Below are 20,042 nucleotides of genomic sequence, written 5' to 3'. Positions count from 1 at the left end.
GTGGGAGATCGTCCTAACGACGCCGACCGCTCTGCCGTCCTGGACGCGGTTGGCATCACCACCGCAACCGCCCCACCCGAGGGCGACACCGTGGTGGTAGACATCTAAACCGAGTTGTCATGCTAAGTGGCCCCGCAGCTCTCTAACGGAGTTGCGGGGCCACTTTTTCTATTCGGTCCAGGGTTGGCGTGGCCGGGCCGGGGACTCCGCTACCCGCCTGTGCAGGATAGCGACAGCCGCCACCAAACTCGCGGGAGATTCACCATTGACCGGCACGAACGGCGAGTCACATTCACCAATCGCCTCATGAGCCGCATCGAGAAAGTCATCCCAGATGGCCCACATTTCCTCGGCCACCCCGGCGGGGATCGGGCGCTTCCCCGCCTTCCAATGCCGGATCGTGCGCGCATTCCGCACCCCAAGCGCCTCGGCTAGCCGCTCGTCCGAGTAGCCTAGTCCGTGGGCAAGGCCCCGGAAAACCGTGCCAGTCATAACCCGCCCGGTATGGATATCCTCCCGGTCGGCAGCATTTTTTTCGGCGGCTTGAGCGTGTGCTTCCAGGAACACCGCCGCTAACGCCTTCCGCTCTGTCTTCTCATCCTCGGCTGCCCGCGTGTCTGTCAGGGCACGCAGGAAAAGGCCATACCCGGTCTTGGCAATGAATGCCAAGCGCACGTCTTGAGAGTTGAGCCGGTCACTAATCTCTCCGCTCTTGTGGAGGGCGTCCTCGGGGTGGAGTGAGGCCAGATAGATGTAAGCGTGGTCGGGGAGGAGGCTGGCGTATTGGCGCTGTATGGTGGGCGCGATCTTTTCCCACGGCTCCTCACCCTCGGCCTCCTCGTCCTCGTCGGCGTCCTCGTTCGCGTCGGCCAGCGCAGTGTACTCGTCGAGCAGGTCGTCGAGGTCAGGCCCGATTTTCACCTCGTAGGCCAGTTCCTCCCACTCCGGGCTGAAAATATCAATATCAGCGTCAGTGCTGGCGAGGATGTCTCCGCCGGCCCGGTCGATGATGATTCCCGCGCCGGGGTAAGCGGCTTGGAGCAGGTTCTCGACGAAGTCCATGTAAGCGTCGCGCGCGTCACGGTTCATGCCCTGACGCTGGCCGCTGGTCAGGTTAAGTTCACCGTAGGGATCAAGGCTGAGGTCGTCAATGTTGAAGCCGAAAAGCGTGGCCCAAGTTCCAAGGGTGGTATGCATCATTATCACGCTTTCAAAAAATGTGAGGGGTTAGAGGGTGGCGAGTTCGGCGTCGATCTTGTCAATCTCGGCGAGGAGGGCGTCCTTGCGGGCCTGGAGGGCTTCCTTGCGGGCGGTGACCTCGTCGACAATGGTCAGGCCGTTGGCCTCGGCGACCGTACGGAGCAGGCCACGGATCTCAAGAATCGCGTCGTTGTCACCGATGCAGGGGTAGGCGCGTGACCCGCCACGGGGGGCGAAGCTACCGGAGCGCAGCACGACGTCGTTGCCGAGCTTGACCTGGCCGTCTCGCTCCCAGCGGATGGCGACCTGGCGGCCACTGATGACGATCTCCTGGTGATTGTGGTAGTTGGCGGCCTCTAGGAGGGCCGTGACTGTGTCGTTTTCGGCCTGGTCGGTGCCGTCGGAGCCGAAGAATTGCATTGTGAGTTCGCGGGCCTTGTCGGCGTCCTGGTTGGCTACGTACCATGTCTTACCGGCGGCATCCCACCGGCCACCGATGTTCTTGATGGCGGAGATGAAGCCGCGATCGAAGGGGCTGGAGATGTAGGTGTGGTCTGCGTTCTGAGTGAAGGTGACGGTTGCCATTTTCTGGTGGTCCTTTCTGACCTTGTGGCTGGGGCTTTCCCCTTGCCGATACCCATATAGTACGTCCGCTGACCGGGCAGTGTCAAGGTGGAGGGCAATCAAAAATGTGTGATCTACACCACTTACGGGTTTGGTGTGGTCTCACCTTGCCCTACCACTCGTACCCCGCGCCGCATAAGCTCCCGCCCTAGCGCGATCTGCTCCAGCGTCGGCGGCACATCGACCACATACACACCCTCACCCGCCAGTGCTTCCACTCGGGCCAGAAAATCGTCAGCCAGTCCCTCCAGGCGGCTGACAACGCCCGCCGGGATCGTGAAAGCCCCACGCTCCCACCGGCGCACCGTTTTCACGTCCACACCCAGCTCTCTGGCCAGGTCGCCCTGCTGCCACCCGTAGGCGTGCCTCCAGATCACCAATTCCGCCCCAGTCATCCGATCCATATTGACTCCTCTCCTTTTCTCAGGCTAGAGTGAGTGGCACGTGAATATCAATTCCCCGCGCAGGCGGGGGTAGTTCCATTTACGGACGCCGGTAACGGCATTTCCCGCGAAAGCGGGAGTAGGGGCACCCACACACAGGGCGCCCCCCTTTTTTTGTGCCCGCTCACCGCGACCTAAGTCTGCCGCCCTGCCGCATACAGTTCATCCAGCCAGTAGGTCGCGTTCCTACCCTTCCCCGTGACGGGCACAATATGGTGACGCCGGATACGAGCCGTGATAGCCGTCAACGTGACACCAAAATGAGCGGCAGCATCCTTCGCCGTGTAAGCCTCATGCGGCACGTCGCCAAGTCGTAGCCGGGCTTGGGCGTGGTGCACGTACTGGCCCATAGTCCACGTGGCCGCGCACTCCGAGCACACGTACATGTCCATGAGCCCATCACTGGTGTAGGGGCGGGTGAGCGTACCATTACAGTCGGGGCACGGGTAATGAGTGTGTTCGGCCCCGTGCGCGCACTGCTTGATCGTGTCATCGGCCAGCTTGATAAGGGAGCGGGCGGTGGCGATATACATGGTGTCGGGTAGAGCATGAATGGCCCTATGGTGGTTTTCTTGTAACCACTTAGTGTCCTGGTTGTAGTCGGCAGGCGGGGTGGGTTGGCCAAGTTGGCGCGCCCACGTGTTGCGCACCTGGTGGAGTTTTTGGGCCGCGCCGTCCCTGGTTTTGGTAACGGCGTCGGTGTCCCATACCCGGTCGAGACCGTGGGGGAGTGTGTCCGTGTTGCGTGTTTCGGTGACGGCGACGGGTAGCCCGTTGCGGTTGTAGAGCAGGTCGTCAGGGTTGGGCCATTGGCCTGTGAGGCGGGCGATAGTGGCCAGCGCAGTGTTCACGTCCTCCCGGTATGCATACTTCGTGACCATGCGGTTTACCAATTCTGTTTGAGGGCGGGGTGCTGTTCGGGGGCACGGCGTGGGAGGGCCGGTTTTCGGTGCCCTTTACGGTAGGCGGTTCCACCTTGGCGTCCGGTTATGCGGTTGTGGCACTTGGCACATAGGGTGCGGAGGTTGTCAGGGGCATGGTTGCGGGGCCCGTTGATGTGGTCAACTTGGTTGCCAGGGTGGCCACATTGTATACAGGTGTGGTGGTCACGGGTGAGGATTTGGGAGCGGATGTGACCCCAGTTTGGGGGGAGTTCGTCGTGGCGTCGGGTGCGTGTTCCCCAGTTACTTTTGACCATGCGGCGTTGTCCTTCCTGTGGTGTTGTACCCGATTATACCCCTACATGTAGTGCCCAGTGTGATAGCTGGACACTACATGTAGGGGTGTGGTGGCTAGTAAGGGTAGTTCCTTTCGTGGAGGTTTCTCATGAGACGGGCTGCCCAATTGAGCGCTTCTTCACGGGTTGGACACTCCATCCACGCGCAACCTCTAGCCCTGTAGTGAACCTCCGCTACCCACATACCTTTCCCGCGCACCTTGTAGACTTGGGCGCGCGCTCGTAGCCGCGCTTGTACGCACGGTGCCGGTACTCTGTGCTCCGGGTGAGTTCGGCCTTGAGCTGCTTGATTTTCTGGTTGCGGCGCTGGCCGGCCTTTTGGAGGGCGCGGACCTCCTCCGTGCGGCGGTCGATTTTGTCCTTAAGGCTGAGATACTCGCCGTGAAGGTGGAGGTCGACTATGCCCTCGAAGTATCCCTCATGGGGGTAGTAGGTTCCGGCGTCGTCAATGTTGTTGAAATTGTCGTACACGCACCCGTCCTTGTCCCGCCAGTACAGCCTCGTGTCCCCGGGTTCGCCCTCGTTGGGTATCCATCGGCCGAGGAAAAACAAGGTGCGCGGCCACTGGTGTTCGTTGCTGGTCATTCCTAGTCCTCTCGTGGTGGGTCGGCGGTGAAGCCGAGTTGTCTTGGTGTGGCGTCGTGGTTGGCGTGCTCGATTAGGGCCTCCGCCCCTTGCGGGCTGTCCTCCACGGTGACTTGGCCCGTGTCGGTGTCGATACGGATGTTGATGTTTATTTTCATGAGCGTTTCTCTTGGGAGGTTAGGTGCCATCGGTGGCAGTGCGGGCACGGGTAGGCGCGGCACTCGTCGTGCCCGGCCTTGTCTTGGCGTTGGAGGACGGCGAGGGCGAGTAGGGCGCTTACCTGGTCGGGGTAGCGTAATTTCCGGCACCGCATGAGCTGGTCCTTTCGTTGCTAGGTGTGCACGGGGGTGACGGTTAGCCACCCCCGTGCGCGTGTTGGTTAGGCGAGCACGATCTTGCCGTCGTGAATGTCGACGATGGTCACGGGGATGAGTTCTTCGTCCCCGTTGTCGTCCTCCTCGCTGATATATACCCCGGTGTCTGTGGCGTGGTTGTCCATGATGCGGTTGATGATCTGCCCGCCGGTAAGGGCAGGTTCAGGGAAGTGCAGATAGATGTGGCGCAGGAGCTTCTTGGCCTTCTCATCCGGCAGTCGCACCGCCTCAGCCGGTGATGGGTTCACCTCATCGGGGCCAAAATCTTCTGCCGCGCTGACGGGGGCCTGGTCGCCGTCGGGTTCCGCTTCGGTTTCGATCCGGTCCTTGATCTTCCCGATCGCAAGCGAGATGCCGCGTAGCCGCTCGTGCAAGATGTCGAGGTTGTCCATCAGGTCGGGCAGCTCGGGATAGTTCTTCGGGTTGTAATCGTCTTGAGAGCGTAGGTGCTTGATGAGTTCTTCTCCGAAAAGGAGGACGCCGAGCATCATTCGGCGCACGTTTTCAGCTTCGTCGAGCTGGTCTTGCAGGCTAATCATGAGTATTCCTTTCGAGTGGGGGAGACGTGGTTGTCTCTTTGATCTACTGCCGATGTGGCGGGAAGTGTTTAGTTCCCCGCTGTGAGGGGCGCGGGCTAACGCGCCCCTCACCTATACGGCCTTGACGGGCGGGAAAACATGACACCATTAGGCGTGATTTGTGTCACGTGTTGTGATTGGTGCTTTCCTTTGCAGTCGGGGCAGGTTACCCACTTGAGTGTTTTCGGGTTGCGCACAATGCCGGCACCCCGGCACGTGCGACACGTGGTAGTGGTCATGGGCGGTTCCCTTCCTTGTAGCAGTCAGCGTGATACACGCGGTGGGGTTTCCCATCCGACCTCCAGACCGACGCGGTGTCCGTAAGGTAGATCGGTTGCCCACAGTAGGCGCACGGCAACGCGATGACGGTCATTCGTCCTCGTTGCCCTCATTCTCGGCACCCTCAATAATGCTGGCCAGGGCGTCGATGCTCGCCGTGAAGGATTCCGTGGCGCATTTCAAAATGTGGGCGTCGCGTTTCAGAGACACTGCTACTCCCGCGACGCTGAGACCAAACAGGCCGTAAAGAGTGTCCTCGAAAGTGGCCCCTTCTTCCGTGGCGGCGTCGATCACCCGGCGGGTGAGGCGGATCTGGTTGCTAAGCAAGTCGATGGCCGGTTTTAGCGCGTCGAGAGCCTTGCCGGCGGCCCTTGCAGTAGCTCCAATCGTTTCTAGGTGTGACATGGCAGTTCCTTTCTATTGGTTTTGGCCCTGGAGGGCGCGGGCCAGGCGGGCAATGTCGAGCCGGATTTGTTCGGCGTCGAACGTGACGCCGCCCGCGAGGGATTCCAGGACGCGGATCTTGTCCTGGACGGTGGCCGTGTCATTGTCCGGGGCGTTGGCGTACCGGGCAACATAGTTCTTGAGTATGGTGATGTCATGCTCAGCCTCAGCAGTCGAGATCGCGAAGCTTTCGTAAACGTTTTCATTGGTCACTTTGGTGGCCTTTCAGTTAGTGGTGGTTATTCGTCGTCGGCGGTGATGTGATCGCGGGTGCCAGTGATGAGCGCGATGAAGTTGTCGAGAGTCATGGTCACCCATTGGCGACCGGGGACTGCGACGCCGTGGCGTTTGTGGGCGATGACCCCGGCGAGGGCGTCCGCGTTGCCGCGCTCTATCTCTGCTTCGCGCGCCCACCGTGGCAGGTTGAGCCCGTTGACGTTCTTGCACTCGATGACGACGGGTTTGCCCCATAGTCGTAGCCCGGCAATGTCGCCCACGTCTTTGGTGCCCAACCTGACTTGTCGGTCGATGCGGTCATCGACGTGGGTTGCGAGGTAATCGGCAATGAGGCGTTCAAAACTGGCCCCGGCTTTTTTCGCGCTGGCCCTATTCCGGCCCGCCATTATAGCACGCTCCCTTCGGTGTCAGCGCCCTCGGTGTGGGCTTCGAGAGTGGCGAGCAGGTCAACCACAGCGGTTGAGAGTTGGGTTACTTGGTGGTGTGCTGCGAGCGTGTGCTTTCCGAGCGCGTCGCGCAGGGCGTCGAGCTGGTCGCTGGATGCGACGGCACTGTCGAAGGCGAGGGCCTTGATGTTGTTGGCGGTTTCTTTGAGCCGATTGGCGCGCGCGTGGGCCGCGTGAGCGGCGCCCATGATGTCGCTTGTCGCGGTTTCCATTTTCTGCCTTTCGCGGACGGTATGTTGTTGCTGGTGGTGATGCTTTATGCGTGGGGTGGTGGGGTAGGTTGGTCATGGGGTGTTTAGGCCGTGGGTGCTGTGTCAGCGTCAGCGAAAACACCCCATGTCCAACTTGTCCGATTTAGAACGGTGGGGTGGCGCCCTGCGCTGTCGCCCACGGATCATTCGCTGTGCCGCCCTGTGGCGCCCCGAAACTGGCCTGACCATGCTGGGGCACCTGGCCGCCCTCCCCGGCCACGTAGGCGGCACCCTGGGGCCGATTTTGGGGGCGTGGAGCGACCGGCACCCGCCCAACGGTTGCCCCCACCACCCCCAAGGCGTACCCGGCCGTCCCGTCCTTGCGAGTGAACTCATCCACGACAAGCGTCCCCGTCGCAGTCACCTTGTCGCCCTTGTTGAACGCTTCCGCCCACGCCTCGGCCTCGTCCTCGAACGCGGTCAGCCGGTACCACTGCGCGGCACCCCGATCCTCCCACTCGCCGGACTGGTTCTTACGGCGCGGCGTGGCACCAACGCTGATCGTGCATACCGCAAGCCCGTTCTGGCCGGTGTACTTCAGCTCCGGGTCACGCCCAATGTTGCCCGTAATCGTGATCTTGTTTGACATGTTTTCCCTTTCGGTTAGACGGCCTTCACGGCCATGTGTGAAATCTTCGTGAGCGGCTTGCTGATACGCGGCGAGTCAGGGGCTGGCGTGAGCTGACAAGCCGCTAACGCCCTCGCCTCACGCTCACTATCGGTCGCCGCCCCTTGGAGCACGGCCCGGCGCCATGCCGCCTGGTAGGCCAAGGCCCGACCCCCGGTCCACCCTTCGACAATCTCCGGTAGTGGCACTTCCCGACGCCCTGCGAGAGCTTCCCGGACAAGGGACGCTTGGAACGCGCCCACCGCGTTCCACAGCTCGGCGGGCTGAGCGAAACCGCTCCCTGTGGTGGTGGTCATGTCCAGCACTGCGGCGGCCAGCTCGGTGTACGTGAACGGCTCCCTGTGGCGCTTGACGCACCACAAGGCCATCGAGTCAGCCCAAAGTTCAGCCATGCCGGGCTTGTAGTTCACGCGGTTAGCGAGGTCAAGGTTCGTCAAAATCAGTGCCATGCCGGCGGCGTCACAAGGCTTGCTTGGTGCGACACCGGCGTTAGCGGCGCGGGCGAGTTCCCGGTCAAGGATGCTCACGGGGTTCCTCCGATCTGGAGCGTGTCCTGGTTGTGTTGGTCTTGTTTGGCTTGTTGGAGTCGGGCGAAGTCAGCGGCAGCGGCTTGTTGCGACCTGGTGTAGGGCGTGGTGGTGCGTGAGGGGAGGGCGCTTTCGCGCCAACCGTCTTTGCGTAGCCACCTGGCCGCCGCTGGTGTGTAGGTCGGGACACGGTTCGGGTCAGCCGCGTAGCGGCGCGTGCCGTCGAGGATGTTGGCAACCGTGTCGCGGCGGGTGGCGGCCCGCCATGCCCGGTATTGGGCTTTCTTATCGTGGGCTTCCCGTTCGTGGGGGTATGCCTGGTGCCATTCGAGGAAGTCAGCGGGGTAGTGGCGGCTCTTACCTCGGGTGGGGAGTTTTTCCCACGTGGGGTAGTCCTCCCCGTCGTTGCTGTCGGTGGTGGTGTCGTGGACGACGGCGAGAGCGGCCCCGGTTGCGGGTTCGGGAACACCGTCCCCCGGCAGGGGGACTATAGGGGGTATATATATGGTCGGGTCGGGTCGGGTCGGGCTGGACGGACTCCCGCCGGTAGTCCCGCCGGTAGTCCCGGCGTCTGTCCCAAGGGTGTCCCGCCGGGACAATTCGGGGACATCTTCCGACCCTGTTCCCCCTGCCGTAGTATAACGCCCCTTAGAACCCTTGCGGTAGCGCCGTTTTCTCTCCTTTTCGCGCTCTCGTTTCGCTACAATGTCGGCTCGTGTGGGCTGATATTCGTTCCAGTTATGGAACTTATAACCGTCCTTTGTTCGCTCCCAAAGTCCCGCTTCCACAAGCGCATTTGCGGCACGAGTTTGGCGAGAGTTTGGCAGAACTATGGCAAGAGTTTGGCAAGATATTTCCCCATCGGTCTCATGCATCGCGCAATAAGACCCAGCCGATACCCACAACGCCTTAGCCTCAATGGGTAGCATCATCCACTTTGGATGCGACCAAAGACGGTCATCAACCTTGAACCACGCCATGGCTATACGTCTCCTTCCATGTGACTAAAAACCTTGTTCCTTGCTCTCCATTTGGCGACCTCTTCCGCCGTCTCCGCGTCTAGCTTCGGGGGCGGGTCAAGCACGCTTGTTGTAGCAAACTCCTGGTAGGTGTCCACCTCCGCACGCGACATGTGCCCCGTCTTGCGCAACAGCTTGGCCAGCTGCACCAACAAAATGCGAGTGTTGTTCGCTGACAATTGGCACCCGTCGATGTGCACCGTCCCGCCGACTACTCGCACGTTGGTGTGGGAGTAGTGCCCGCGTGACCGGGCGGCGGTCCCGAACGGAACAATGTCCCTGCGGGGCAGTAGCGCCGTGTACGTCACCTGTTTCTTGTTGCGCGCGATCACACGCACTAACGTCTGGTCGCGGTCAGCCCACCAGCTCGAAATCTTCATCTCACACCGCCACTCGCGGCCTGATCGTCTCTATCGCGTCACACATGGCTCCCCATAGGCCGCTCCGTGTCCCCGGCGCCATCCCTAGCCGTGGTGTAGCCCCGGCAAGGGAAAGGTCTTGGCAGGGTGAGCCGCCCGCGATCACGTCAACCGGCTCCACACTCGCCCAGTCCACGGCGGTGATGTCGCCAAGGTTCGGGGCGTGCGGGTAACGGTAAGCAAGCACACGGGCGGGGCCGGCCCCCGCGTCGCACGTCCACACGGCGCGCGTGTTGAACACGGCCTCTACGCCCATGTCTAGGCCCCCGTACCCGCTGAAAATGCTCCCCAGTTTCACGCCCCTACCCACTTCCACACTTGGGCAAGGTGCCCCGTATCGGTCGGGCGTCGCACCCCGTCAACGGCCTCAATTAGGCGCTCGTCACGCATGACACCGCGCTCGGTCGCCAGCCGGTTAGACCTGACCGGGTACGGGCACCCGTTTTCGTGCGCCCACTGCCTGACCTCGTGGTCGGTCGCACCCTCCGGGTACGCTTCGGTGAGCGCGCGCCGTACCCAGTACCGGGAACGCGCCCGGCGCTTATCCGGCTCATGCTCCGCAGCCATCCACGACGACACCGGGTCAGTGGACCTCGCGGGAAGGTGGTTAGGCAGCGCCATGACCGTCCCCCTCCTCTTGTTCGGCGCGGGCCATGTCATCAGCCTCAAAGCGTGCCGCCGCCACCTTCGCCTCACACTCGACACAACCGCACACGCGCGACGCCAACACTTCTTCAATGAGCGCGAACGCCCCCCGCACGCCCGTGTTGTAGGCCGCCCGCCTCGTCCATATGCGCCGCCCGTACTCAGGCCGCCACAAAAAAGACTTCATGTCTGGCCCTTTGTGCGCCATCATGAGAGCACCAAGAGCACCAAAAGAAACGCGTCGCGCCCACCGGGCCTCTTGCGACAGTTCCCGCCCGGCCTGCTCATAACCTTCAACAGCGCCAAGAACGTAAGCGAGACTGTTCAGGGCATGTTCAGCGTGCTCGGCACCGATCCGCTCTCCCCACGCCAAGCGGTGCGTGTAGCTCATCATCCCTGGCTCTCCTTCTCTTTGAGGGCGGCGGCCACGGCGGGCCGTTGGAGGAGGTGGCCGGTAAACTCCGCCCACAGTTCGCCGCCCAGGCGGCGCATATCCTTCGTTGTTGCACCGCGTCGCCCGGCGAACCAATACACGTATTCCTCCCACTGCGTCTCGGTCCACCCTTCGGCACGGCACACGATCTCTTTGATCTGCACGCGCGAGTCCTCGTCGCGTGTAGCGGTGTCCTCGACGTGTTCTGGTGCGGTCGCTGGTGGTGTCAGCGGCGATACCGTGTGCGGTGCCTTCTTCCCGCGCGTCGCTGTCAAGGACAGCTTGATAGGCGCGTCAATGTGGGAAAGGTGGCTGATCTTGATCCCGCCAACCTCTTGCCCCCCATATTTCACCGTGGCGTCACGGTAGAGCGTTATCCACCGGCCAGGGTAGGCGCTCATGTCCCGCCCCCACGCGAATTCCAAGACTTTACGCATGGACTTCGACGGCTTGTAGGGGCGTCCATCCCAACCCGTCAGATGAATCTGTACTGGCTGCTCCCCACCCACTACGTAGGCATCTACGACGCGCGCTGTGATAGGGCCGCCGATAAGATCGTCCGCGTTCAGCTGGTCAGATTTTGCTAGCGTCGTCGCTGAAATGTCATACCTTGGTTCAAGTCCGCTCATTATTATTCCTCCTCGTCAAGTTCCGTGTTTGCATACCAGGCGGGTGGGCCAACTAGCCCTGTTTCTGCTGGAATTCCAGGCCACTCGCCACTGTCGTTACACGCCCGCCACGTGGTGAGCGCGCGCTCCATCTGTGTCTTGCCGATCCGCTCAAACTCGGCATCCAACTCCACAACGGCAACGAGATACGGTGGCGTCTTAGCCACCACAACGTGAAGGAAACGGGGCGCAACATCGCCCGTGTTCGCTTGCCATATATGGCGGTACCATTCCCTCTGTAGCCCGTAGTGGTAAGTGGCAGATATACGCGAAAAGTTGTCCAGGGTTGGTGTTGTTGCACTAGTTTTCAGATCGACTAGCACCGCGTCGCCCGTGTTGTTGGTGGGTGCGTGTACCCAGTCCACCCGCCCCCGCATCCACACCCCCGCGTTTTGGGCGTAAATGGACACCTCCGGGTCGCCCGCTTCAAATAGCGCGCGCGCGATAGGGTGAGCAAGGACAGCATCCGCCATAGCGATGGGCACTTCAAGGTCTTGTTCCTTGATGGGAATTTGCCCATTTTCGCGTGCCTCAGCCGCGAACTCCCGCGCCGCTTTCGTGGTCGCCGCCCCACCCTTACCAAGAACACGCTCCGGGTAGGCCACAACCTCCAAGCCAACGCCCAGCACAAGACTGTGAACGATATGGCCAAGGTCGAACGCCTTAGACGGCGGTTGTGGGTTGTTCTTAAACCATATGTACGTGGCGGGTGTCTCAAGTAGGCGCTTCGCTTCCGTTGAGGATAAGGACCCGCCATCGGGGCCAAACACCCCACGGTGGTAATCAAGCTCCGGCACGCCATAGTAAATGCCGGCACCGTGAAAACTCATTGCCCATCCCCTTCACTCTCGTGTTTCCTTTTCGTGTCGTGTTTGTGCCCGTCTTGTGCGGGGCTCAATACTGATCCCGGCCGCTACGGCCCGTTGCTGGTCGATGTAGTCCTCGGCGGCGGTAGGGGAGAAACGCCACGCCCGGCCCACTTTCACCGCTGATGGGAATAGGGACACGTTGCGCCTAACCCATGAGGCGCTAACCCCTAGTCGGGTGCCAAGTTCCTCACTGGTAATCATTTCCCCACCGCGTTTTCCCACGCTCGTTCAGCGTCCGTTTCGTCCATCTCGGCCCGTGTCAACGCCGTGTTGAGCACCTCCGCGCCGAACTTCTCGCACGCCTCACAGATAAGGTCCAGTGCCCAGACCACATTCGTGCGGAAGTCATCCACTGTCAGCTCATCGTCACCCTCGGAAAGGTCTTGTTCTTCAAAGGTTTCAATGAAGCCGAGTATCTCTGTGAGGTGAAATTCGATGTCTTCGAGTGGGTCAACGTCAAAATATTTACTTTCCATCATGTTTCCTTCGTTTGTTCGTTCAATGTGTTGTGGCGTCGGTGGTACGTGTAGCAACCGGCGCATAGTCCGTGCCCGGCGTATCGTTTCGTGCCCGGCGCGCTCGACGCCGGGACGTGCGCGCCACGCAACTCCGCCCCGCACCGGGCACACTTTTTACCCATTGCCCTGCGCTTTGGTTTACGGGTAAGGTGGGCGCGCTCTGCTGCGGTCAGGCCCCCGTAGATCCCGTACCGGCTCATGGTTGCTCTGCCATCCTCGGCGCGTCTGGCTATCGCCAAGCACTCAGCCTTGACCGGGCACCGTGCGCATATCTCTTTCGCTTCTCGCACGGCGTTCTGCGCGCCGGGCCGGGGGAAGAAAAGGGCGTCAGCTTCTGCCTTGTCCAGTTCGGCGCAAGCGGGGGACTGGTCCACGGCTACCCGTCACCGCCTGCCCACGTGAGGGTGGCGGGCCTTGCCGCTATGCAAGGTGGCCGCTAAGAACATGGCGGTCACGCCCGCACACAGCAAGGTGTAGCCCAGCTCGTGCAGCTCTAAGTGCGTGCGGACAGTAGCCACGCCCCAAACGGCAGTGGCCAACGCCCCGATAAGTGTTGTGGCCTTCATTCATGCCACCACCTTCGAGTGCGACGTTGCCGTGCGCTTCACGATGCCGTTCTTCACCATGAACGCATATGTGTAAGCCCTGTACTCAGGGCCAGGGTAAGGGTGCGCGAACCCTGGACGTGTCCGCCTCTTTACTTTGGTGCTAGTGCTCATTTTCGTGTTTCTTTCTACTCGGTAGGGTTGTCGAATGTGTATGGTGAAGTGTCGTTAGGTGTGTGCTCGAACCATGCCCGCTCCAGCCACGGGCCAAGCCACGGGGAAAGGAACGGCACATCGGCCAGGACGCGGTGTTTCGCGCGGGTGAACCAGTCATCCCGCCAATCGAAAACAATGGCCACCTCGCGGGTGAGGTCACGGATCTCGGCCATTGCCTCAATCGCCAGGTCCAAGTCCGATACACTGTTGTCCTCGATAGGGAATCCGATTTGGAATCGGCCACTGGCACGGGCGACGCCATCCCCACAGTCAGCGGGTAGGGTGTGCTGGCCCTTACGCGGCATGATCCTCAGCCCGCTCGGCATGGCCCGCGCGGGCGACTCGGCGTTCAGCCAGTGCCAGAATGTCCTCTGCCGTCGTGCCCAGCGCACTGGCTACGCGGCTTAGTTCTCCTGCTGTGAAAGGAACCACTCCACGGCACTTGCGGCCCAGCACGGTCTCATGCATACCAATTTGCTGTGCAACTTGGCGTTGCGTAGTGTTCGTATATGCCATTTCAGCGCGAACTTGGCCTGACACTTCTTTATCAAAGGTAGTGAACCTATTTCGGTTTGTCTCCATGCCGACAACCATAGAACCTATTTCGGTTATTGTCAAACCGATTTTGGTTGCTGTTTATCCGAATCGGGTTTATAGTGCTCTTATGGCACGAAAAAAGAAAGCACTAGAGCCAATCGACGACGCCATCCGCATAGCCTTGGCTGGCGCCGTGGCACAATCTGGCCTCACTCATACGCTTATTGCCGAACACGTGGGACTATCGCAAAACCGTGTTTCAACAATCCTGCGCGGCGACACGCCACCAGCGTCGCTCGGAGAACTCGCAGCAATAGCGGGCGTGCTCGGGTTAAGCATCTCTACGCTCGTGGGACAGGCCGAACGGGGCACGCCGCGCCACGCATAGTAGCACGCAAGACGGGCACTCTTGTCTCCCCCCCCCCCCAAAAAAACTCCCCGACGACACCTAAACCGCTGTGTCAATTGACACGCGAACCGTCCCATACGTGCATAAACTGCACGCAACCAGGCGCGACACAACACGCACAAAACCCTGCCACGCCAACGAAAACCCCGAAAACACGCCAACCCACAAAACCCCGCCGCCAAAATTCGAGTCCCACGGGGCCTACCACTAGCTCCTACAGGTTTCTCGTCACCAAACGAATTTGTTCGTCACCAGAATCAACGATTTGAGTGACGAGAAATCCCTTTTGGTGACGACAAACTCCCGCCGCGCCCTGCGGCGACTTTCCTCTATCTGCCCACATCGCCCCTGATCTGCGAGACAATGGGAGCACAACGCTAGGAGGTAGTCATGTCAACACCACGCAGGCCGGCCCAGTTGAAGCCTGAGCAAGTCGAAATGATTGAAGGTGGCGCGGACACGGCCGCGACCTCCGAGCTCGCCCATACGTCGGCGCAGGCGATTGTGCCGTTGGGGCGCACCCATGAGGAGGATCCGGAGGTGCGCGAACGCGTGCTTGCCCTCATTACGGACGAGGGGGTGGATACGATTGCGGAGTCGTGGGTGAGTTCGCCAGAGGAGTCGTTGCCGGGTGTGCTCTGGCGTGGGTTCTTGCTGTCTGAGTGGATTCGCCGGTATCCGCAGGAGGCGGAGGAGCGCTTCGCCGCGGCTCGTCTCGCGCTCGCGGATGATGAGCCCGAGAAGGCTGAACAGGTGGCGGCGCCACGTGAGGTCCGCGCCCTGTGGGACGAGGTGTTCAAGGGTAGCTTCACCGGCGACTTCGCCGGCGTTCTGCGCGCATCCGCCCGCCTCACGGACTTCCTCGGCCGCGTGCAGCCCACGTGGATCTCCTCGGACGACCACCCGATGGCCACCGAAGTCACCCGCCGCGACACCGCGATGCTTCGCACCGCCGACGACTTCCGCCTTGCCGGCGAGCGCCTCCTCCGCGGCGGCCTCGACTAGCCCGCCGGCCTCCGCCAGTCCAACGACGCCGTCCGTCCACTTCACGACGACGCCCGCACCAGCGGGCCGGCCGGCGCCCGCTCGGCCCAATCTGCCCCCCCACGGGGCCAACCCCATCCGCGGAGCTAACCTGCATTCGCGGGCCCACCCTGCCTCGCGCGGCTTGCTCTGCGCGGGGGTATTGATACTCCCACATGAGATCTGAGACGATTCGGATATGAGCGACGAACACCTTGCTGACGATTCCGCTCTCGTGGAATCCACCCCGAGTGACCACCTTGATTTTGACGACGTTCCCGAGCCCGCCATCCAAGAATTCCTCGACGAGGATGAGGACGTGAGCGAGCTGACCTCCCAGGAAATGGCGAACTTGCGCGCCCGCGTTCAGGAGATGCGCCTGGGCGCGTCGGTGTCCACGGCCGCGTTGGTGGAGGAGGCCGAGCGCTTGGTGCGCGAGACCGAGGCTGCCGAGGAGGCGCGCCACAACCAGCCCGACGGCGAGCCCGGCGATCCTTCCAACTCAGCGCTGGGCATGCTCCCCGAGGGCCGCTTCCTTGACCGCGAGCTGTCCTGGCTCGCGTTCAATGAGCGCGTGCTGGAGCAGGCGGAGGATCAGACACTGCCGGTGCTCGAGCGCGCGTGGTTCCTGGCGATCTTCGCCTCGAACCTGGATGAGTTCTATATGGTCCGCGTGGCCGGCCTCATGCGCCGTATTGCCACGGGCATGGCGGTCACGAAGGCGTCGGGCCTGACCCCGCGCCAGGTGTTGGAAGGCATCACGGTCCGCACGAAGGAGCTGCAGGAGCGCCACGCCCGCGTGTTCGCGGAGGACGTCCAGCCGAAGCTGGCGGAGGTCGGCATCGTGATCCAGCACTGGTCGGACCTGGGTGAGACGGAGAAGGATCGCCTGTCGAAGTTCTTCCGCAAGCAGATCTTCCCGGTGCTCACCCCGCTGGCGGTGGACCCGGCGCACCCGTTCCCGTACATTTCGGGCCTGTCGCTGAACCTCGCGGTGTTGGTGCGCAACCCGAAGAATGACAAGGAGCTCTTCGCCCGCGTCAAGGTCCCGCAGTTGCTGCCGCGTTTCATCGCGGTGGATTCGGAGGGCCGCCCGTACCGCCCGGAGGACGTTCCGGCGGACGAGCAGGGCAAGACCTCCTACATCCCGCTGGAAGAAGTGATCGGCGTCCACCTGGATGCGCTGTTCCCGGGCATGGAGATCGTGGAGTACTCCACGTTCCGCGTCACCCGTAACGAGGACCTGGAGGTGGAGGAGGACGACGCCGAGAACCTCCTCAAGGCCCTGGAGAAGGAGCTCCTGCGCCGCCGCTTCGGCCCGGCCGTGCGCCTGGAGGTGGAAAACGACATCTCGAAGCGCGTTCTCCAGATGCTCACCCGCGAGCTGGGCGTGCGCGAGGAGAACGTGCTGCACTTGCCGGCCCCGCTGGACCTCACGGGTCTCAACGTCATCCATGACTTGGACCGCCCGCAGCTGAAGTTCAAGAAGTTCGTGCCCGTCACGGCCCGTGGGATTTCCGACGTCGAATCCTCCCGTGCCGCCGACATCTTCGCCGCGATCCGCCGCCGCGAGATCTTGGTCCATCACCCGTACGAGTCGTTCTCGACGTCGGTCCAGCACTTCATCCGCCAGGCGGCGGACGATCCGAAGGTGTTGGCGATCAAACAGACCCTCTACCGTACGTCGGGCGATTCCCCGATCGTCGATGCCCTCATCCGGGCGGCGAACTCGGGCAAGCAGGTGCTGGCGGTCGTGGAGATCAAGGCCCGCTTCGACGAGGAGAACAACATCGAGTGGGCGCGCAAGCTGGAGCAGGCGGGCGTGCACGTGGTCTACGGAATCGTGGGCCTGAAGACGCACTGCAAGCTGTCGCTCGTCGTGCGCCAGGAGTCGGACGGGCTGCGCCGCTATGTGCACGTGGGCACGGGTAACTACAACCCGAAGACCGCCCGCGGGTATGAGGACCTGGGCCTGTTTACGTGCGACCGCGATGTAGGCCAGGACGCCACCCGCCTGTTCAACCAGCTCTCGGGTTACGCGCCGAAGGTGAAGTTCCACCGCTTGCTGGTGGCGCCCACGGGCATCCGCTCGGGCCTGATCGAGCGCATCGAGCGCGAGATCGCGAACAAGCAGGCGGGCCGCAACGCGTGGATCCGTTTCAAGGCGAACTCGCTGGTGGACGAGCGCGTGATCGACGCCCTTTACCGCGCCTCGCAGGCCGGCGTACCGATCGACATCCAGGTGCGCGGGATTTGTTGCCTTCGCGCGGGGATCCCGGGCATGTCGGAGAACATCAACGTCCGTTCGATCTTGGGCCGCTACCTGGAGCACTCGCGCGTCTACGCTTTCTGCAACGACGACGACCCGGAGGTTTGGATCGGTTCGGCGGACCTCATGCACCGCAACCTCGACCGCCGCATCGAGGCGCTCATCAAGATCGTGGAGCCGGACCAGAAGGAGTTCCTCATCGAGATGGTGCGCCGGGCGACGTCGGACGACGTGCGCTCCTGGCGTATGACGGCCGACGGCTGGGTGCACACTATCCGGGATGCCGAGGGCAACCTGCTGGCCGACACCCAGGAGGAGTTGATGGCGCGCGCCCGCGCCACCGTGGCGGATCGTCGCTAGGGGCCGCGCGTGTCGGTTGATATTCGGGCCGCCGGCGCCGTTGTGTGGCGCCGGCGTTCCCGCACGCTTGAAGTGCTCATTGTCCACCGTCCCACGTGGAAGGATTGGTCGTTGCCGAAGGGCAAGGTCAAGGGCGAGGAGACGTTGCATGAGTGTTGCATCCGTGAGATGAAGGAGGAGACGGGCCACGACGTCGTGCTCGGCGTCCCGCTCGGCTGGCAGCACTACACGGTCAGTAGCGGGAAGAGCAAGGAGGTGCGCTACTGGGCGGCCACCGTGGCGGATAAGGGGCATCCGGCGCTCGCGGCGCGGGGGAAGGTGCAGCCGGCGTCGAAGAAGGAGATCGACGACGCGCGGTGGGTCACCGTCAAGGACGCCCACAAGATGCTCACCCACAAGGGCGACCGCAAGATGCTTCAGCGCCTGATGGATCTGGAGGAGGCGGGCGTGCTTTGCGCGACGCCGGTGCTCGTCACGCGTCATGCGCGGGCGACCAAGCGCTCGGTTTACAACGGTCCGGAGCAGACCCGGCCGCTGACGACTACCGGGGTGGTGAGAGCCAAGAGGTTGGTGCCCCTGCTGTCGGTGTACGGGGTGGACAGGGTGGTGACGTCGCCGTGGAAGCGGTGCCTGGACACCGTGGCCCCGTACGCGAAGGCCACCGGTCTGGAGCTCGAGACCCGCGAGGCGCTGACCGAGGCCGCGCACGTGAAGAAACCGAAGAAGATGGCCGCCGTGCTGAGCCAGGTGCTGGGCAAGGGAAGGGCTACCGCGGTGTGCGTGCACCGGCCCACGCTGCCCACCGTGCTGGACGTGCTCAAGGGCGTGACCCCGCACCACCTTCGCCGCCAGCTGCCGGGGAAGGACCCGTGGCTGAAGACCGGGGAAATCATGGTGGTGCACGTTGCGAAGAAGAAGGACAAGGCCGTCGTCATCGCCTTTGAAAAGATCCGCCCAGCGATGTGAAATACTTGACAGCCAGTTCACCTCGCGTTAACCGGACGTGTGCTGTGCAGAAAGGTGTCCCTCTTAGCGTTGAACTTAAGGGAGTTCTCCCTCAAGTTCTACATCAAAGGATGGAATACTGTGAAGATTGCACGTCACCGCGCAGCCGCCGGCCTTGCCCTTTCGCTTTCGCTCGTTCTCGCCGCCTGCTCGAACGGCGGCAGCGATTCGGAGACCAACGGGGCGACAGATTCCCCCAGCGCTTCCGACTCCACGAGCGCCGATAAGACCGGCTCTGGCTCGCTTTCCGGCACCATCAACGGTTCTGGTGCCTCGTCGCAGGTAAACGCCCAGCAGGCGTGGCGCGACAACTTCACCGCCAACACCGGCGCGATCGTGAACTACGACGCCACCGGTTCCGGCACCGGCCGCGAGCAGTTCATCGCTGGCAAGGTTGACTACGCCGGCACCGACTCGGCCCTCAAGGAAGAAGAGCTCACCGCTGCCACCGAGCGTTGCGGCGGCGAGAGCCCGATCGAGGTGCCGCTCTACATCTCCCCGATCGCCATCGCCTTCAACCTTGATGGCATCGACTCGGTCAACATGTCGGCCGACGTGATCGCCAAGATCTTCAAGCAGGAGATCACCAAGTGGAACGACCCGGCGATCGCCTCCCTCAACGAGGGCGTCGAGCTGCCCGACATGCCGATCATCCCGGTCAACCGCGCTGATGATTCCGGCACGTCGAAGAACTTCCAGCAGTACCTCGTGGAGTCCTCCGGTGAGTGGGACTTCAAGCCCGAGGACACCTGGCCGATCACCGGCACCCAGTCCGCTGAGAAGACCTCCGGTGTGGTCAACCTGGTCAGCTCCACCCCGGGCGCCATCACCTACGCCGACGCCTCCCAGATCGGTGATCTTGGGACCGTCGCCGTCGAGGTTGCTGGTGAGTTCCTCGCCTACTCGCCCGAGGCCGCTGCCGCCATCGTTGACAATTCGGCCCCGGCTTCTAACGCCACCGACCGCATCCTGACGGTTGACCTCAAGCGTGACGGCACGGTCGCGGGCGCCTACCCGGTGGTCCTGGTCTCCTACCTGGTGGCCTGCACCCAGTACGACAACGCGGACACCGCGAACATCGTCAAGGAGTACTTCACCTACATGGCCTCGAAGGAAGGTCAGGACGTCGCGGCGAAGGCTAACGGCGGTAACGCCCCGATCTCGGACGCCCTGCGCGAGCAGGTCATGGCCGCGGTCGACCAGATCAAGACTAACTAAGAGTTGACCAGCGTGGGCCAGCCCCTCGGGGGCTGG

At 62.4% G+C, this 20,042-nt stretch carries 30 protein-coding genes; 5 read left to right on the top strand and 25 right to left on the bottom strand.

Going from position 1 to position 20,042, the window contains the following annotated elements:
• Positions 1-168: 168 nt before the first annotated feature.
• The 25 genes from HMPREF3167_RS07085 to HMPREF3167_RS10200 all read right to left on the bottom strand — a co-directional run bounded on the left by HMPREF3167_RS07085 (position 169) and on the right by HMPREF3167_RS10200 (position 13,701).
• A complete protein-coding gene (locus HMPREF3167_RS07085; protein ID WP_070446251.1) occupies positions 169-1,200 on the bottom strand; it encodes a hypothetical protein in 1,032 nt (343 codons plus the stop codon).
• Positions 1,201-1,227: 27 nt separating this feature from the next.
• Complete coding sequence (locus HMPREF3167_RS07080) at positions 1,228-1,785, bottom strand: hypothetical protein (RefSeq protein WP_070446249.1); 558 nt, start codon at positions 1,783-1,785, stop codon at positions 1,228-1,230.
• Between the two features lie 122 nt (positions 1,786-1,907).
• Positions 1,908-2,228, bottom strand: coding sequence for a helix-turn-helix domain-containing protein (locus HMPREF3167_RS07075; RefSeq protein WP_070446247.1), 321 nt, complete (start codon positions 2,226-2,228; stop codon positions 1,908-1,910).
• 173 nt (positions 2,229-2,401) lie between these two features.
• On the bottom strand, positions 2,402-3,148 hold the full coding sequence (locus tag HMPREF3167_RS07070) for a hypothetical protein (protein ID WP_070446245.1): 747 nt from the start codon (positions 3,146-3,148) through the stop codon (positions 2,402-2,404).
• A 530-nt stretch (positions 3,149-3,678) separates the two neighbouring features.
• The gene (locus HMPREF3167_RS07065; protein WP_070446243.1) at positions 3,679-4,089 is read right to left on the bottom strand and encodes a hypothetical protein; all 411 of its coding nucleotides are present in this window, start codon (positions 4,087-4,089) and stop codon (positions 3,679-3,681) included.
• A gap of 2 nt (positions 4,090-4,091) precedes the next feature.
• The gene (locus HMPREF3167_RS09870) at positions 4,092-4,247 is read right to left on the bottom strand and encodes a hypothetical protein (RefSeq protein ID WP_168160838.1); all 156 of its coding nucleotides are present in this window, start codon (positions 4,245-4,247) and stop codon (positions 4,092-4,094) included.
• Between the two features lie 221 nt (positions 4,248-4,468).
• Positions 4,469-5,002: a hypothetical protein gene (locus HMPREF3167_RS07060; RefSeq protein WP_070446242.1), complete on the bottom strand. Its 534-nt coding sequence runs from the start codon at positions 5,000-5,002 to the stop codon at positions 4,469-4,471.
• Between the two features lie 408 nt (positions 5,003-5,410).
• Positions 5,411-5,725: a hypothetical protein gene (locus HMPREF3167_RS07055; RefSeq protein ID WP_070446240.1), complete on the bottom strand. Its 315-nt coding sequence runs from the start codon at positions 5,723-5,725 to the stop codon at positions 5,411-5,413.
• A gap of 12 nt (positions 5,726-5,737) precedes the next feature.
• Positions 5,738-5,977, bottom strand: a complete 240-nt coding sequence (locus HMPREF3167_RS07050; RefSeq protein WP_070446238.1) for a hypothetical protein — start codon at positions 5,975-5,977, stop codon at positions 5,738-5,740.
• 26 nt (positions 5,978-6,003) lie between these two features.
• Positions 6,004-6,261 (bottom strand): hypothetical protein, encoded by a 258-nt coding sequence (locus tag HMPREF3167_RS07045; protein WP_246825750.1) that lies wholly within the window; start codon positions 6,259-6,261, stop codon positions 6,004-6,006.
• Between the two features lie 125 nt (positions 6,262-6,386).
• Positions 6,387-6,659, bottom strand: a complete 273-nt coding sequence (locus HMPREF3167_RS07040) for a hypothetical protein (RefSeq protein WP_070446234.1) — start codon at positions 6,657-6,659, stop codon at positions 6,387-6,389.
• A gap of 142 nt (positions 6,660-6,801) precedes the next feature.
• The gene (locus tag HMPREF3167_RS07035) at positions 6,802-7,287 is read right to left on the bottom strand and encodes a single-stranded DNA-binding protein (protein WP_070446232.1); all 486 of its coding nucleotides are present in this window, start codon (positions 7,285-7,287) and stop codon (positions 6,802-6,804) included.
• A 14-nt stretch (positions 7,288-7,301) separates the two neighbouring features.
• Positions 7,302-7,853 (bottom strand): hypothetical protein, encoded by a 552-nt coding sequence (locus tag HMPREF3167_RS07030; RefSeq protein ID WP_070446230.1) that lies wholly within the window; start codon positions 7,851-7,853, stop codon positions 7,302-7,304.
• Positions 7,850-8,452 (bottom strand): hypothetical protein, encoded by a 603-nt coding sequence (locus HMPREF3167_RS07025; RefSeq protein ID WP_070446228.1) that lies wholly within the window; start codon positions 8,450-8,452, stop codon positions 7,850-7,852. The genes HMPREF3167_RS07030 and HMPREF3167_RS07025 overlap by 4 nt, the downstream gene beginning before the upstream one ends.
• Before the next feature lie 383 nt (positions 8,453-8,835).
• Complete coding sequence (locus HMPREF3167_RS07020) at positions 8,836-9,252, bottom strand: hypothetical protein (protein ID WP_070446226.1); 417 nt, start codon at positions 9,250-9,252, stop codon at positions 8,836-8,838.
• Position 9,253: 1 nt separating this feature from the next.
• Positions 9,254-9,589: a DNA cytosine methyltransferase gene (locus HMPREF3167_RS07015; RefSeq protein ID WP_070446224.1), complete on the bottom strand. Its 336-nt coding sequence runs from the start codon at positions 9,587-9,589 to the stop codon at positions 9,254-9,256.
• Positions 9,586-9,912: a hypothetical protein gene (locus tag HMPREF3167_RS07010; RefSeq protein ID WP_070446222.1), complete on the bottom strand. Its 327-nt coding sequence runs from the start codon at positions 9,910-9,912 to the stop codon at positions 9,586-9,588. The genes HMPREF3167_RS07015 and HMPREF3167_RS07010 overlap by 4 nt, the downstream gene beginning before the upstream one ends.
• Positions 9,899-10,330, bottom strand: a complete 432-nt coding sequence (locus HMPREF3167_RS07005) for a hypothetical protein (RefSeq protein WP_070446220.1) — start codon at positions 10,328-10,330, stop codon at positions 9,899-9,901. The genes HMPREF3167_RS07010 and HMPREF3167_RS07005 overlap by 14 nt, the downstream gene beginning before the upstream one ends.
• On the bottom strand, positions 10,327-10,998 hold the full coding sequence (locus HMPREF3167_RS07000) for a hypothetical protein (protein ID WP_070446218.1): 672 nt from the start codon (positions 10,996-10,998) through the stop codon (positions 10,327-10,329). Before HMPREF3167_RS07000 ends, HMPREF3167_RS07005 begins: the two co-directional genes overlap by 4 nt.
• Positions 10,999-11,000: 2 nt before the next feature.
• Positions 11,001-11,867 carry a PD-(D/E)XK nuclease-like domain-containing protein gene (locus HMPREF3167_RS06995; RefSeq protein WP_070446217.1) on the bottom strand — a complete coding sequence of 289 codons (867 nt, stop codon included), beginning with the start codon at positions 11,865-11,867 and terminating at the stop codon, positions 11,001-11,003.
• A 236-nt stretch (positions 11,868-12,103) separates the two neighbouring features.
• Positions 12,104-12,385 (bottom strand): hypothetical protein, encoded by a 282-nt coding sequence (locus HMPREF3167_RS06990; RefSeq protein ID WP_070446216.1) that lies wholly within the window; start codon positions 12,383-12,385, stop codon positions 12,104-12,106.
• On the bottom strand, positions 12,382-12,798 hold the full coding sequence (locus HMPREF3167_RS10205; RefSeq protein ID WP_083281118.1) for a WhiB family transcriptional regulator: 417 nt from the start codon (positions 12,796-12,798) through the stop codon (positions 12,382-12,384). Before HMPREF3167_RS10205 ends, HMPREF3167_RS06990 begins: the two co-directional genes overlap by 4 nt.
• A 9-nt stretch (positions 12,799-12,807) precedes the next feature.
• Positions 12,808-12,963, bottom strand: a complete 156-nt coding sequence (locus tag HMPREF3167_RS09865; RefSeq protein WP_168160837.1) for a hypothetical protein — start codon at positions 12,961-12,963, stop codon at positions 12,808-12,810.
• Between the two features lie 194 nt (positions 12,964-13,157).
• Positions 13,158-13,379, bottom strand: coding sequence for a hypothetical protein (locus tag HMPREF3167_RS09675; protein WP_148132416.1), 222 nt, complete (start codon positions 13,377-13,379; stop codon positions 13,158-13,160).
• A 100-nt stretch (positions 13,380-13,479) separates the two neighbouring features.
• Positions 13,480-13,701 carry a helix-turn-helix domain-containing protein gene (locus tag HMPREF3167_RS10200; protein WP_371440126.1) on the bottom strand — a complete coding sequence of 74 codons (222 nt, stop codon included), beginning with the start codon at positions 13,699-13,701 and terminating at the stop codon, positions 13,480-13,482.
• 40 nt (positions 13,702-13,741) lie between these two features.
• Between HMPREF3167_RS10200 and HMPREF3167_RS09670 the strand changes: the two genes are divergently transcribed.
• The 5 genes from HMPREF3167_RS09670 to HMPREF3167_RS06965 all read left to right on the top strand — a co-directional run bounded on the left by HMPREF3167_RS09670 (position 13,742) and on the right by HMPREF3167_RS06965 (position 20,006).
• Positions 13,742-14,110, top strand: a complete 369-nt coding sequence (locus HMPREF3167_RS09670) for a helix-turn-helix domain-containing protein (RefSeq protein ID WP_148132415.1) — start codon at positions 13,742-13,744, stop codon at positions 14,108-14,110.
• 459 nt (positions 14,111-14,569) lie between these two features.
• Entirely contained in the window at positions 14,570-15,136 is a 567-nt protein-coding gene (locus HMPREF3167_RS06980) for a hypothetical protein (RefSeq protein ID WP_246825749.1), read from the top strand.
• A 217-nt stretch (positions 15,137-15,353) separates the two neighbouring features.
• A complete protein-coding gene (locus tag HMPREF3167_RS06975; RefSeq protein WP_210382979.1) occupies positions 15,354-17,783 on the top strand; it encodes an RNA degradosome polyphosphate kinase in 2,430 nt (809 codons plus the stop codon).
• Between the two features lie 9 nt (positions 17,784-17,792).
• The gene (locus tag HMPREF3167_RS06970) at positions 17,793-18,749 is read left to right on the top strand and encodes an NUDIX hydrolase (protein ID WP_070446210.1); all 957 of its coding nucleotides are present in this window, start codon (positions 17,793-17,795) and stop codon (positions 18,747-18,749) included.
• A gap of 120 nt (positions 18,750-18,869) precedes the next feature.
• On the top strand, positions 18,870-20,006 hold the full coding sequence (locus HMPREF3167_RS06965; protein WP_062613199.1) for a phosphate ABC transporter substrate-binding protein PstS: 1,137 nt from the start codon (positions 18,870-18,872) through the stop codon (positions 20,004-20,006).
• Positions 20,007-20,042: the final 36 nt, after the last annotated feature.

This window comes from Trueperella sp. HMSC08B05, assembly GCF_001808405.1.
Taxonomy (GTDB): domain Bacteria; phylum Actinomycetota; class Actinomycetes; order Actinomycetales; family Actinomycetaceae; genus Trueperella; species Trueperella bernardiae.
Note: the sequence above shows the minus strand (reverse complement) of the source record. Positions and strands in the feature narration are given on the sequence as shown.